The sequence below is a fragment of the Butyrivibrio proteoclasticus B316 genome (assembly GCF_000145035.1).
GTDB classification, from domain to species: domain Bacteria; phylum Bacillota; class Clostridia; order Lachnospirales; family Lachnospiraceae; genus Butyrivibrio; species Butyrivibrio proteoclasticus.
In genome coordinates, this window is record NC_014387.1 from 1,729,948 (window position 1) to 1,743,294 (window position 13,347).

Sequence of the window (13,347 nt, forward strand, 5' to 3'; positions counted from 1 at the left end):
TTATTATAGTAATATTGGGCTTCGGATGAATGTCCGAAGCCCTTTTTTCGTCAATTTCACATCTTTTTTTATTCGAAATATGTTGTATACTAATAGGGTGTGATTTTTATAAGCTATGTTGGGAGTGAGTAATTTTGAATCAGTCAGTAACAATTAAAGGTACAAAGTCAGGAATAATCCTTGTACTTGATCCTGGTGTGGCATTTGAAGAGCTGAGAGAAGACATTAAGAATCATTTTATTGAGGCTTCTTCATTCCTTGGCAAGAATAACATGGGGCTTATCATTCGGGGGAGAAAGCTTTCAGAGTCAGAGGAAGAGGATGTCCTTAACATTATCGCTGATAATACTCAGCTTAGTATCACTTGTATCATAGACGAGGAATCTGAAACAGAGAGACTTTTTAGTAAGTCCAAGAAGGCAGACGATAAGGTTCTTCCTGACAAGTCTGAGAAAGTCAATGTGACAGTTCCAACGGACGCTTGCGATAATAATGCGCAGGTTCTTGTTGGTAATCTTCGTTCCGGTCAAGATGTTTCCTGCGAACAAAACGTAGTAATACTGGGTGATGTCAAACCTGGTGCCAGTGTTACTTCATATGGCAGTATTTTTATACTGGGTGAACTGAGAGGCAATGCTTTTGCCGGTGCAGGTGGAGACACCAGTGCCATAGTAATGGCTCTTAAACTCAACCCTTTACAGGTCAGGATAGCTGATTCAATTGCTATTTCACCTGATTCAGATGCTGATAAGGGTTCGAAGCTCAGATTCAAGAAAAAGAAGATCATGTGCAGCGAGAATGAGCCTGAGGTTGCGTACATAGAAAATGGTCATATCATAAAAGCTTTGTATGGACCATCATTTTTAAGACAATTTGGTAAAAAATAATTGGAGGATAGTATGGGAGAAGTTATAGTTGTAACATCCGGTAAGGGTGGTGTTGGTAAGACAACCACTACTGCCAATCTTGGTACAGGACTTGCCAAGCTCAATAAAAAAGTAGTTCTTATTGATACAGATATAGGTCTTCGTAACCTTGATGTGGTTATGGGACTTGAGAACAGAATTGTTTATAACCTTGTTGATGTTATTGAAGGTAATTGCAAGATCAAACAGGCTCTTATTCGTGACAAGAAATATGAGTCACTTTTTCTTTTACCTGCTGCTCAGACCAAGGATAAGACAAGTGTTACTCCCGAACAGATGAAGAAGCTTACAGATGAACTTAAACAGGAATATGATTACATTATTCTTGACTGTCCGGCCGGAATTGAGCAGGGATTTAAGAATGCCATAGCTGGTGCTGACAGAGCTCTTGTAGTTACTACACCTGAGGTTTCTGCTGTACGTGATGCTGACAGGATCATTGGGCTTCTTGAGGCTAATGAGATTGGCAAGACTCATCTTATCGTTAACAGGCTTCGCCCTGATATGGTTAAGCGCGGCGATATGATGTCTGCTGAAGATGTCATTGATATTCTTGCAGTTGAACTCATTGGTCAGGTTCCTGATGATGAGAATATTGTTATTGCAACAAACAATGGTGAGCCACTTGTAGGTGATAATTCGCTTGCCGGCCAGGCTTATATGAATATTTGCAGAAGAGTAACAGGCGAGCAGGTTCCATTCTTGGATCTCGATGCCAAGAAAGGTATTTTTTCTTGGTTTAAGAAAAAGTAAATAGGGGGAGGGACTTATGAAACTATCAGATTTTTTCAAAAAGAAATCTTCAAGTGATGTTGCTAAAGACAGACTTAAGCTTGTACTTGTTTCAGACCGTGCCACATGCTCTCCTGAGATTATGCAGAAAATCAGAAGCGATATTATAGAAGTTCTTTCTAAATATGCAGAAATCGATATGGAAGGCATTGATATCAACTTTACACAGATGGATACTGAAGAAAACGATGGCAAGACAGTTCCTGCTCTTTATGCCAATATTCCTATAAAGAACATGAATCATTCAGCAAAATAATAGTCAGGAAACTCGGATTTCATCAGATTTCCGAGTTTTTTTGACCTTGAGGGGTGCACAAAATGTACGAGGAATACAACGTAGGGTTAACAACAGCAAGAGCCAAAGAACTATATAAAGAAGGCTATGGAAACGTACAAATTGATAATACTGCCAAAACTACAGCAGATATCATAAAGGAAAATGTGTTTACATATTTTAACCTTATTTTCCTGATAATGACAATTCTCTTAGTTGCAGCAGGTGCTTATAAATCACTTACTTTTTTACCTGTAATTATATGCAATTCACTAATTGGAATTGCACAGGAATTAAAGGCTAAAAAGGTTTTGGATAAACTTAGTGTTTTGAATCAGTCGTCTGCAAGAGTTATAAGAGATGGAAGCGAAGATACTGTTTTCATTGATAGACTTGTTCTCGGGGATGTGGTTCTTTTGACGGCAGGAAGCCAGATTTGCGCAGATGCTGTTGTCATTGATGGGGAAGTTTCAGTGAATGAAGCTCTTCTTACCGGAGAAGCAGATGAAATAATAAAAGGCAGGGATTGTGAACTTAAATCCGGCAGTTTTGTTGTATCCGGAAGATGTCTTGCCAGGCTATCAAGAGTTGGCGTTGAATCATATATTTCACAGCTTATGCTAAAGGCCAAAAAGATGCCTTCTGCGGAGCAGTCAGAAATGGTCAGATCGATCAATAGAATTGTTATAGCAGCCGGTGCTGTGATAATTCCTATTGGAATTGCTTTATTTGTTCAAAGCATTGTGATACAGGGAAATTCATTCGCTGAGACCGTACCATCTGTTGTTGCTGCCCTTATAGGAATGATTCCTGAAGGCTTGTATCTTCTTCTTAGTATCACTTTGGGCCTTAGTACCATAAGGCTTGCTCAAAATAAGGTAATGCTTCATGATATGCGCAGTATAGAATCTTTGGCACGAGTAGATACTATATGCGTTGACAAAACCGGAACAATTACAGATAACAGTATGCTTGTTGCTGATATTGTTCTGGCAGATTCAGGCTATACAGATGACGATGATCAGTTGCAGAAAATGAACGTTTTGATTTCTGATTATATTAGCTGCGTTCCTGATGATAATATTACTATGCATGCTCTTGAAGACTTTTTTAAATGTGCATCAGGCAGAACATGTTTAAGCTTTAACTCTTTTAATTCCAAGTATAAATACAGTAGTGTACAGTTTGATAATTCTACTTACATTATGGGAGCACCGGAATTTATACTTGATAGTAATTATGATCTATATAAGGATGCAATCAATAGGTTTGCATCAAAGGGACTAAGAGTATTATGCTTTGCCAGATATTTAGGCGGAGCAATGGGAACGGAAATATTTGATCCTGCTAATGAAAATGTATCCCTTAAGGCACCGGAAGGAAGCTTAAAGGGGGCATATTGTGAGCCTCTTGCGTTTATTCTTTTACAGAATCCTATTAGAGAAAATGCCAAAGAGACTTTTGAATTCTTTAATAAGCAGGGCGTTGATATAAAGGTTATTTCAGGTGATAGCCCGGTTACAGTTTCCGAAGTGGCAATACAGGCTGGAATCGCAGGAGCAGATAAATATGTGGACGCTTCATTACTTGATGACTTAGAGATTTCGGAATGCGCGACTAAGTACACTGTATTTGGCAGAGTATCACCTGAGCAAAAACAAATAATAGTTAGAGCTTTGAAGAAACAGGGCAGAACAGTAGCAATGACTGGTGATGGTGTTAATGATATCCTGGCTATGAAGGACGCTGATTGTTCGATATCCATGGCCGCCGGATCTGATGCTGCCATACAGGCTTCGCAGGTTGTTTTGATGGATAGTGATTTTTCCAAAATGCCCAGAATAGTAGCAGAGGGCAGAAGGAATATCAATAATATACAGAGGACAGCTACATTGTTCCTGGTTAAGAATATTTTTTCTTTATTACTTGCACTGTTTTCAATTATCAGTGTATTGACTTATCCGCTTCAACCTTCGCAGATTACAATGGTCAGCCTTGTTAATATAGGAATTCCGGGATTCTTTCTTGCTCTTGAGCCTAATAACAAGAGAATCAGCGGTAATTTTCTTGTGAAGGTGCTGTTAAAAGCTATGCCGGCTGCATTAACTGACTTCTTTGCAATCGCAGCACTGGTTGTATTTGGAAATACTTTTGGAGTTAAGCCTGATGATATATCAGTTGCATCAACTTTTTTACTGGCAATTGTTGGTTTTATCATTCTCGCAAATATTTCGGCACCACTGAATGCTTACAGACTAAGAGTACTTCTTGGCTGTGTTTTAATTATGATCATTGGAGCATTTTTGTTTCATGATTTGTTTTCAATAAATTATGTATCGACAGAATGTGTGATGCTATTTGTGCTTTTTGCAATTGCAACAGAACCATTTATGCGATATTTAACTAGATTATTTACTTTTATTGAGAAAAAGTTTACAAAAAAATGCCTAAATTCTCAATAAAATTTAATAATTAAATGACAATTATATTAAAGTTTATGATATAATTTAATAGTATTCAATTATATTAGGAGAAGTGTTATGGAAAACAACGAAGAAAAATACGCATCATTAAAATTGGAGAATCAGATCTGCTTTCCTTTGTATGCATGTTCCAAGGAAATTATCAGAAAGTATAAACCATATCTTGATGAGATTGATCTTACTTATACCCAGTACATCACTATGATGGTCCTCTGGGAGAAGAAGTGTGTCAATGTTAAGACGCTTGGCGAGTGTCTGTATCTTGATTCAGGTACACTTACTCCTGTGCTTAAAAAGCTTGAATCTAAAGGCTATATAAGCAGAGTCAGATCCAATGAGGATGAGAGAAACCTAGTTGTTACAATTACTGATGAAGGTGAGAAACTCAAGGATCAGGCTGTATGTATTCCGGGCAAAATTGGCTCTTGTGTAAATCTAGCTTCTAAGGATGCAGAATTATTGTATAGTCTTTTGTATAAGATTATAGGAAATGTAAGATAATCCTTATTGATTTTTTGTTGCAATAGAAATATAATAAATTTCGGCTTTAGTGTGCGTTTTATCGGCTTTTTAATTTTTTCACCCGAGTGCGTGAAAAAATTAACGAAAACGCACATTATTTTTGGAGGTTTTTATGAGTTCTCATACCCATAATCATAACCATCACCATGATCCTGCCCACACCAAAGTCATTGTTAACAGGCTTTCCAAGGCTATCGGACACCTTGAATCTGTTAAGAAAATGGTAGAGGACGATAGAGATTGCTCAGAAGTTCTTATTCAGTTATCAGCAGTTAAATCTGCTATAAATAACTGTGGCAAAGAGATTCTTAAAGAGCATATTGCGCATTGCATTGTTCATGCGGTAGAAGATGGTGACGAAGAAGCTATCATTGAACTCAATGAAGCTATCGACAAATTTATGAAAAATTCATGAGGAATCATGAAATATTGTGTGAAAGGGGCGTAACACCTTGGCTATTCCAAACTTAGTTAATTTTCTTATCTTATTTCCTTTCTTGATTGCATTTCTTGTTTTCATCCAGAAAGAAGCTACACCCGTTAGAAGTATCACAATTTTTCTAGGTGGTTTTTCTATCATGGCAGTAGCTATTTACGTAGCTGTGAATGTTCTTATGTCCGGTGATACATCACAGTTTATGTATCTTGAAGAGACACACGTTGCCGACACTGTGATCATGTGCGGTGAAGTAGTTCTTATGTGTCTTGTTTGTTTCCTTAGTATTAAATACAAAAAATACTATGCTATCCTTATCTCACTTGTAGGAACAATTCCTGTTCTGTGGATGGATCTTACCGGTAAGGCTGTAGAAGGCAATACACATTTCCGTATTGATACATTTGCTGCAGTTATGTATCTTATCGTGGGTATTGTTGGTATTCTTATTTGTATCTATGCTTCAGGTTACATGAAGGATTATCATCATCATCATATTGATGTTGCTGATCGTTCTAATTATTTCCTTGCTCTCATGTTCGTATTCCTTGGAGCAATGTTTGGTCTGATTTCTTCAGACAGCCTTTCATGGATCTATTTCTTCTGGGAGATTACTAGTGTATGTTCATTCCTTATGATTGGATACACCAGAACTCAGGAAGCTGTAGACAATTCATTCAGAGCTCTTTGGATGAACCTTTTAGGCGGATGCGGTTTTGCAGCCGGACTTATGTACTGTAATCTTGCTCTTGGCATTTCTAATCTCAGTCAGGTTACAAGTGCCGGTGTTTCAGAGCTTATAATGATTCCTGTAACTTTATTTGCTTTTGCAGCTCTTACAAAGAGTGCACAGTTCCCATTCTCAAGATGGCTCCTTGGTGCCATGGTTGCACCTACACCATCAAGTGCACTTCTTCATTCAGCTACAATGGTTAAGATCGGTGTATATATGCTTATAAGACTTGCTCCTGTTATGGAAGGAACACTTACAGGTGTTATGATCACCGTTATTGGCGGATTTACATTCTTCGCAGCATCACTTCTTGCAATTACTGTTAGTGATGGTAAGAAGGTACTTGCTTATTCAACAATTTCAAACCTTGGTCTTATTACAGCCTGCGCCGGAACCGGCACAACAGAAGGTGTTTGGGCTGCAGTAATGCTTGTTCTGTTCCATGCTGTTTCTAAATCACTTCTGTTCCAGACAGTTGGTGATATTGAGAACTGCATGCACAGCCGTGATATTGAGGATATGCATGGTCTTATTATCAAACTTCCAAGACTTGCATTTATCATGATCATTGGTATCTGCGGAATGTTCATGGCTCCATTTGGCATGCTTGTTTCCAAGTGGGCTGCCCTTAAATCATTCGTTGATTCAGGTTCTGTATGGCTTGTACTGTTCCTTGTATTTGGTTCAGGCTCAACACTTTTCTATTGGGCTAAATGGCTTGGCAAGATCTGTACAGTAATTCATCAGTCTTTCGAGCTTGAAGATATTACACCTAAGAGTGAAATGGTTTCCATGTTCCCTCTTACAGCAATGATAGTTGTTATGTGCTTTGCATTCCCTTGGATGTCAGGTCACATGATCCAGCCTATTCTTGATGAGGCATTCCATACAAATATTCCTGATGTTATTGGAGGCGGTGATGTCATCATTATGATGATCATGGTCACAATGATATTTATGATTCCAATTGGTGCAAGATTCCTTTCAATTGGTAAGAATTCCAAGATGACAATGTCTTATGTAGCCGGTGTCAATGCTGGTGATGACAGACATTACATCGATTCTTTTGGCAAGGAGAGAGCACTTTATATGTCCAACTGGTACATGGAAGACTTCTTTGGTGAGAAGAAACTGCTCTGGCCATGTATCTGGGTTTCAACAATCCTTGTTCTGGTTATGCTTATTGTTGTGGTTGGAGGTGCTATCTGATGACTATTTGGATGATTGTAAAAGCTTTAATTTATATACTTTTGGCACCGATTATCGGAGGACTTATGTCAGGTCTTGACAGAGTTTTTTCTGCTCGTATGCAGGGAAGACAGGGCCCGCCAATTATCCAGCCATTTTATGATGTTAATAAGTTGCTTCATAAGCAGACTACTGTTGTTAACGGTATTCAGGTTCTGTTTGTAACTGTATATCTTATTTTTACCATTTTTACTGGAAGCCTTTTCTTTGCAGGCGGTGACATGCTTTTGGTTTTCTTCGCACTGTCAATGTCTGAGGTAATGCTTGTTCTTGCAGCATTTTCAACAAACGGCCCTTACAGTATTATGGGTGCACAGCGTGAGCTTCTCCAGATGATGTGCTATGAACCAATGACACTTCTTGTTGCTATTGGTTTCTACTATGCAAACGGAAGCTTCATGGTAGATGATCTTATCCATTCAGAAATTCCTGCTATCGCTCAGATTCCAGGTTTCTTCATTGGATTTGTATTTATTCTTATCATCAAGCTCAGAAAGTCTCCTTTCGACCTTAGTACATCTCATCATATGCATCAGGAGATGGTTAAGGGACTACAAACAGATCTTTCCGGTAGTAACCTTGCACTTGTAGAAATAGCAGAGTGGTACGATCTTGTACTTATGCTTGGTATCGTAGGAATGTTCTTTATTACTAACAATCCTATCAGCCGAGTTTGGGCACTTATCGCAGTTGCAGTTGTATTTTTCCTGGAAACACTTATTGATAATCTGTTCCCACGAGTTAAGTACAAAACAATGCTTATTGTTACATGGAGTGTGATTCTTGCATTTGCAGGAACTAATCTGTTAATTCTGAACGTATTGAAATAATATGTGAAAATGAAGGGAATGGAAGATCAATGAATATTTCTAAATCACCATGGGTGTTACATTATGACGGTTCCAGCTGTAATGGCTGTGATATAGAAGTTCTTGCCACAATGACTCCTCTTTATGACGTTGAGCGTTTTGGCATTATCAATACCGGTAATCCTAAGCATGCAGATGTGCTTCTTCTTACAGGCGGTGTGAATGCTCAGACTGCACCTGTAATCAGACAGCTCTACAACATGATGCCAGATCCTAAGGTTGTTGTTGCTTGTGGTATTTGTGCTTGTGACGGCGGTATTTTTAAGGAGTGCTACAACATTCTTGGAGGTGCTGATAAAGTTGTTCCGGTTGATGTTTATGTTCCGGGATGTGCTGTAAGACCTGAAGCTCTTATTGAAGGTGTAGTTAAGGCTGTAGGTATCCTTGAGGAAAAGAGAAAGAAACTTAAAGAGTCTATGAAGGCTGGTTACTGTACAGTAGATTACAGTAAGATGGCTGTTCATATGACTGCTGATGATTATGATCCAAGTACTCAGTATGATGCAGTTCTTACTGAAGAAGCTCTTAGACAGCAGGCTGAAGAGAAAATTAAAGCCAGTGCTAAGCCCGCTATTCCAGCGGCAAAACCTGTAGCTCCTGCGGCTGCGGCACCTGCTCAGGCTGCTAATTCTGCGGCTGCACCTGCAGCTAATGCTCAGAAAGGAGAGAACAAATAATGAATATGGATTTTACAAATGTTGCTCCTGAAAGCATTCTTGATGAAGTTCAAAAGCTCAAATTTCAGGGCTATCATCTTATGCAGCAGTGTGCTACACGTATTCCTGATGGTTACGAACTTGTTTATACATTTGGTAAAGATTACGAAGTTAAACAGCTCAAGATTACTCTTTCAGAGGATCAGGAGATTTCCAGTATCTCAAGTGCATTCCCATGTGCTTTCATACATGAGAACGAGATGCATGATCTCTTCGGAGTCAATATCAAGATGATCAATTTAGATTTTGAAGGTAAGTTCTATCGCACAGCGATTGAAACACCATTTAAATAATTGGAGGAACCAAAAATGTCTACAAGAAGTGTAATTCCATTTGGACCCCAGCATCCGGTTCTTCCGGAACCTATCCACCTTGATCTCGTTATGGAGGATGAGAAGGTAGTAGAAGCAATTCCTTCTATCGGTTTTATTCACAGAGGTCTTGAGAAGCTGGTCGACAAAAAAGATTTTAATGAAATGGTTTATGTCGCAGAACGTGTCTGCGGTATTTGCTCATTAGGTCATGGCCTTGGATATTCAGAGGCTATTGAACATATTATGGATATTGACGTGCCTACACGTGCTAAATATTTGAGAACAATTTGGTCTGAGCTTTCAAGAGTTCATTCACATCTTCTGTGGCTTGGCCTTTTGGCTGATGCTTTTGGATTTGAGTCTCTTTATATGGATTGCTGGAGACTTAGAGAAGATGCTCTTGATATGTTTGAAGAATCTACCGGTGGCCGTGTAATCTTCTCTATCATGAAGGTTGGTGGTATCAGAAGAGATGTTTCAAACGAAATGCTTCAGGACTTCTATAAGAGGATCAATAAGATGGAAGAGGATCTGAAAGCTATTGCTAAGCCTTTCCTTACAGATGCAGCTGTTCAGACAAGACTTCGCGGAGTAGGTTATCTTTCTGCTGAACAGGCTGATCTGCTCGGATGTGCTGGCCCTTTCCTGCGTGCAAGTGGTGTTAACCGAGACATCAGATGTACAGGTTATGCTGCTTATGGCGATATAGATTTTGAGCCTATTATTTCTACAGAAGGCGATTCATATGCTCGTACAGAGTGCCGTATCAAGGAGATTTTCCAGGCATTTGACATTATTCGTCAGTGTATCGACAAAATGCCTAAGGATGGAGAAATTGATGTTCCTGTTAAAGGCATGCCAAATGGCGAATATATGATGCGTATTGAGCAGCCAAGAGGTGAAGCTCTTTACTATGTTAAGGCTAATGGAACTAAGTTCATCGACAGACTTAGAGTCCGCACCCCCACATTCTCTAACCTTCCTGGACTGGTTGAGACTCTTAAGGGATGCGACCTTGCTGATGTACCGATTCTTGTACTTACTATCGACCCATGTATCAGTTGTACTGAAAGATAAGGATATTGATACACAGAATATGAATTTTAGATTGGAGATTAAAAATGGCACTTGCAAGTTTTAAAAATACAATTCTTCATAATCTTGTATCAAAACCTAAGACCAGAAAAGTCGAAAAGGAATATCCTACAGGTACAAGAGGACATGTAGAAAACGATATGGATGTATGCGTGCTTTGTGGACTTTGCTCCATCAAATGTCCTACTCACGCTATTACAGTTGACAAGGTAGCTAAGACATGGTCAATCAGACCTATGAGCTGTATTCAGTGCAGATGCTGCGTTGATAACTGTCCAAAAAAATGTCTTTCAATGGGACTTCGTTTCCAGGAGCCAGGCGAAGAGAAGGTTACCAAGACCTTCAAACAGTCTGAAAAGGCTATCGCAGCTCAGGAAGCACTAATGAAGGCAGCCAAAGAAAGAGCGGCTGCAGCAGCTGCGGCAAAAGCTGCACAGGCACAGGCTCAGGCAGGATCAACTCCTGCATCTGGAGCAAATGCTCAGGCAGCTCCAGCTAAGGCACCGGAGAAAACAGAAGAGAAATAATGATTTATAAGATCACAGTTAAAGGGGCGGTACAGGGAGTTGGTTATCGCCCCTTTATATTAAAAAAAGCAACTGAATATGGTCTTAAAGGATTTGTGAGAAATATTGGAGCAGCTGTTGATATACTTGTTTTTGGTGAAGAAAAGATAATTATCGACTTTACCAGGATGTTAGAGAGCGAGTATCCTTCAGGTGCTTTTATTTTAAGTGTAGAAAAGACGATAATTGATAAAGCTGAGTATGACAGATATTTAGACGGATTATCTTCAGCTTTCTCTAATTCTAACAGTATTCATAACTTGGAAGAGCCGTTACAGTTTACGATCATAGACAGCAAGGAAGTTGATCTATCATCTGAACTACCTGTATTTCTTCCTGATATAGGCATATGTGATGACTGCATGTCTGAAATGCTTGATGACAGTGACAGAAGATACAATTATCCTCTTATTAGTTGCGCTTCATGCGGGCCCAGGATAAGCATACTTGATAAGCTCCCCTATGACCGCAAGACTACAGCGATGATTGATTTTGAGATGTGCCCTGACTGTGCAAGGGAATATAAGACAGGAAGACGTCTTCACGCCCAGACTATCTCATGTCATAACTGTGGGCCTCAATATGAGATAAAGTATTTGTCCCTTATAAATGATAGTGACAATAATACAAATAATAAAATAGACATAATAAATATTATACGCAATGATATATCTGATAATAATTCTTATGATTCAGTTAAAAATGCAATAAAGCTGCTTGAGAATAATGAAATCATAGGACTTAAGGGCTCCTCCGGTTATCAACTTGTATGTAAACCGGTTAATGATGCTGCGCTTAAACTTAGAAATGCTAAGGGAAGAGAGAAAAAGCCCTTTGCTGTAATGTTTTCTGATATTGATTCAATAGAAGAATACTGTTTTGTTAATTCTAAGGAAAAAGAACTACTAAAAAGCTCGGCCAGACCCATTGTCCTTTTAAATACAAAAGAGTCTTTTGATTATGAAGTATGCAAGGATAGCAGATATATTGGAGCTTTTTTGCCATCTGTAGGAATTCACAGATTGCTTTGTGATGCTGTTGGACCATTAATAGTTACAAGTGCCAATAGATCCGATGAGCCGATAATAATAGATGATGATATTTTTATTAAAGAATTTACTAATACTCAGGTTCAGGCTGTTCTGATGCATAAACGAAGGATCAATATGCCTCAGGATGATTCGGTCATGTATACCTGTACCTTACGAAACGGGAATACTTTAGGCCTCTTTACCAGAAGAGCCAGAGGATTTGTACCTCTTCCTGTTTATACCTCATATAGTGGAACTTCTTCCAGAATTCTTGCTTTCGGAGGTGACCTTAAGAGCACTTTTTCTTTGGCTTACAAGGATAAGATCATTCCTTCTCAGTACCTGGGGGATTTAAGAGATTATGGCGTCAACGATAATCTAAAGAGACTGATATCTCAGTATGAAAGGTTATATAAATTTGCACCGGAAAAAATAGTTTGCGATATGCATCCTTTATATGAGTCTGCGAGAATGGCCACAGAATACTCAGATAAGCATAATTTGCCAATTTACAAGGTTCAGCATCATCATGCGCATATTTTATCTGTCATGGCAGAAAAAGGGCTAAAAAGCTGTATAGGAGTTTCTTTTGATGGTACTGGATATGGCGTTGACGGCAATATCTGGGGCGGAGAATTCATGTACTTATCAGGAGCAGATTTTGAAAGAGACGGCCATATGAGCTATGTTAATCTCTGCGGAGGCGATAATGCTTCAAGGAATGCAAAACTTGTAAAAGAGTGTTATTATAATGCAGCAGGATATTCAGAAAAAGTATCTGCAATTATAAGAGCAGCACTTGATAATAATATAAATGTATTCACTACATCAAGCATAGGAAGACTGTTTGACTGTATCAGTTCACTTCTTCGGATAAGAGATGAAAATTCCTTTGAAGGAGAATGTGCCATAGCACTTGAAAAGGCAGCCTGGGAGTTTGCCAAAGCAAATGGTTCAAGTGATAGTGAAGGCATATATCGTGAGCTTAACTGCGATATATTGCAGGAGAATGATCACTTCATAGCTGATCAGCTTAGCCTTTTTAAACAGATAGAAAAAGCATTTTATCAAGATGAAATACCTTCAAATGAACTTGCCTTTTCTTTTCATATGGCTCTTACTGATACAATAGTCAGAATGTGCCAGTTGATCAGGAACAAAAGAGGTGAGAATAAGGTCTGTCTTTCCGGTGGAGTGTTTGGAAACAGGCTTCTTTTATCCAAAACGATTGACAGATTATCTGATTTTGGATTTGATGTATATGTTAATGAACAGGTTCCAGCAGGGGATGCAGGAATTTCTGTAGGTCAGGCGTATTACCTGATGCTCAAGGAGGAATAAT

General features: G+C 38.8%; 13 protein-coding genes. All 13 read left to right on the forward strand.

Annotated features, from left to right (window positions below; translation table 11 throughout):
• The first annotated feature begins 134 nt into the window (after nucleotides 1-134).
• The 13 genes from BPR_RS07110 (at nucleotide 135) to hypF (ending at nucleotide 13,346) form a co-directional block, all read left to right on the forward strand.
• Nucleotides 135-887 (forward strand): septum site-determining protein MinC, encoded by a 753-nt coding sequence (locus BPR_RS07110; RefSeq protein ID WP_013280789.1) that lies wholly within the window; start codon nucleotides 135-137, stop codon nucleotides 885-887.
• Between the two features lie 12 nt (nucleotides 888-899).
• Complete coding sequence (gene minD / locus BPR_RS07115) at nucleotides 900-1,679, forward strand: septum site-determining protein MinD (protein WP_013280790.1); 780 nt, start codon at nucleotides 900-902, stop codon at nucleotides 1,677-1,679.
• Between the two features lie 16 nt (nucleotides 1,680-1,695).
• The gene (gene minE, locus BPR_RS07120; protein ID WP_013280791.1) at nucleotides 1,696-1,974 is read left to right on the forward strand and encodes a cell division topological specificity factor MinE; all 279 of its coding nucleotides are present in this window, start codon (nucleotides 1,696-1,698) and stop codon (nucleotides 1,972-1,974) included.
• Between the two features lie 62 nt (nucleotides 1,975-2,036).
• Complete coding sequence (locus BPR_RS07125) at nucleotides 2,037-4,454, forward strand: HAD-IC family P-type ATPase (protein WP_143754273.1); 2,418 nt, start codon at nucleotides 2,037-2,039, stop codon at nucleotides 4,452-4,454.
• 78 nt (nucleotides 4,455-4,532) lie between these two features.
• Nucleotides 4,533-4,976 carry a MarR family winged helix-turn-helix transcriptional regulator gene (locus tag BPR_RS07130; protein ID WP_013280793.1) on the forward strand — a complete coding sequence of 148 codons (444 nt, stop codon included), beginning with the start codon at nucleotides 4,533-4,535 and terminating at the stop codon, nucleotides 4,974-4,976.
• Between the two features lie 133 nt (nucleotides 4,977-5,109).
• Nucleotides 5,110-5,412 (forward strand): metal-sensing transcriptional repressor, encoded by a 303-nt coding sequence (locus BPR_RS07135; RefSeq protein ID WP_013280794.1) that lies wholly within the window; start codon nucleotides 5,110-5,112, stop codon nucleotides 5,410-5,412.
• A 163-nt stretch (nucleotides 5,413-5,575) separates the two neighbouring features.
• The gene (locus tag BPR_RS07140; protein ID WP_242662209.1) at nucleotides 5,576-7,375 is read left to right on the forward strand and encodes an NADH-quinone oxidoreductase subunit 5 family protein; all 1,800 of its coding nucleotides are present in this window, start codon (nucleotides 5,576-5,578) and stop codon (nucleotides 7,373-7,375) included.
• Nucleotides 7,375-8,244 (forward strand): complex I subunit 1 family protein, encoded by an 870-nt coding sequence (locus tag BPR_RS07145; protein ID WP_013280796.1) that lies wholly within the window; start codon nucleotides 7,375-7,377, stop codon nucleotides 8,242-8,244. The genes BPR_RS07140 and BPR_RS07145 overlap by 1 nt, the downstream gene beginning before the upstream one ends.
• Nucleotides 8,245-8,273: 29 nt before the next feature.
• Entirely contained in the window at nucleotides 8,274-8,960 is a 687-nt protein-coding gene (locus BPR_RS21575) for an NADH-quinone oxidoreductase subunit B family protein (RefSeq protein WP_013280797.1), read from the forward strand.
• The gene (locus BPR_RS07155; protein ID WP_013280798.1) at nucleotides 8,960-9,292 is read left to right on the forward strand and encodes an NADH-quinone oxidoreductase subunit C; all 333 of its coding nucleotides are present in this window, start codon (nucleotides 8,960-8,962) and stop codon (nucleotides 9,290-9,292) included. The genes BPR_RS21575 and BPR_RS07155 overlap by 1 nt, the downstream gene beginning before the upstream one ends.
• A 15-nt stretch (nucleotides 9,293-9,307) precedes the next feature.
• A complete protein-coding gene (locus BPR_RS07160) occupies nucleotides 9,308-10,390 on the forward strand; it encodes a hydrogenase large subunit (protein WP_013280799.1) in 1,083 nt (360 codons plus the stop codon).
• A 44-nt stretch (nucleotides 10,391-10,434) separates the two neighbouring features.
• Entirely contained in the window at nucleotides 10,435-10,935 is a 501-nt protein-coding gene (locus BPR_RS07165) for a 4Fe-4S dicluster domain-containing protein (RefSeq protein ID WP_013280800.1), read from the forward strand.
• A complete protein-coding gene (gene hypF, locus BPR_RS07170; protein WP_013280801.1) occupies nucleotides 10,935-13,346 on the forward strand; it encodes a carbamoyltransferase HypF in 2,412 nt (803 codons plus the stop codon). Before BPR_RS07165 ends, hypF begins: the two co-directional genes overlap by 1 nt.
• Nucleotide 13,347: the final 1 nt, after the last annotated feature.

Bases quoted from the DNA above. Each gene is read 5' to 3' on its own strand.
- BPR_RS07140 (WP_242662209.1), top strand. From the start codon at position 5,576: ATGGCAGTAGCTATTTACGTAGCTGTGAATGTTCTTATGTCCGGTGAT.
- BPR_RS07145 (WP_013280796.1), top strand. From the start codon at position 7,375: ATGACTATTTGGATGATTGTAAAAGCTTTAATTTATATACTTTTGGCA.
- hypF (WP_013280801.1), top strand. From the start codon at position 10,935: ATGATTTATAAGATCACAGTTAAAGGGGCGGTACAGGGAGTTGGTTAT.
- BPR_RS07160 (WP_013280799.1), top strand. From the start codon at position 9,308: ATGTCTACAAGAAGTGTAATTCCATTTGGACCCCAGCATCCGGTTCTT.
- BPR_RS07125 (WP_143754273.1), top strand. From the start codon at position 2,037: ATGTACGAGGAATACAACGTAGGGTTAACAACAGCAAGAGCCAAAGAA.
- BPR_RS21575 (WP_013280797.1), top strand. From the start codon at position 8,274: ATGAATATTTCTAAATCACCATGGGTGTTACATTATGACGGTTCCAGC.
- BPR_RS07135 (WP_013280794.1), top strand. From the start codon at position 5,110: ATGAGTTCTCATACCCATAATCATAACCATCACCATGATCCTGCCCAC.
- minD (WP_013280790.1), top strand. From the start codon at position 900: ATGGGAGAAGTTATAGTTGTAACATCCGGTAAGGGTGGTGTTGGTAAG.
- minE (WP_013280791.1), top strand. From the start codon at position 1,696: ATGAAACTATCAGATTTTTTCAAAAAGAAATCTTCAAGTGATGTTGCT.
- BPR_RS07130 (WP_013280793.1), top strand. From the start codon at position 4,533: ATGGAAAACAACGAAGAAAAATACGCATCATTAAAATTGGAGAATCAG.
- BPR_RS07155 (WP_013280798.1), top strand. From the start codon at position 8,960: ATGAATATGGATTTTACAAATGTTGCTCCTGAAAGCATTCTTGATGAA.
- BPR_RS07165 (WP_013280800.1), top strand. From the start codon at position 10,435: ATGGCACTTGCAAGTTTTAAAAATACAATTCTTCATAATCTTGTATCA.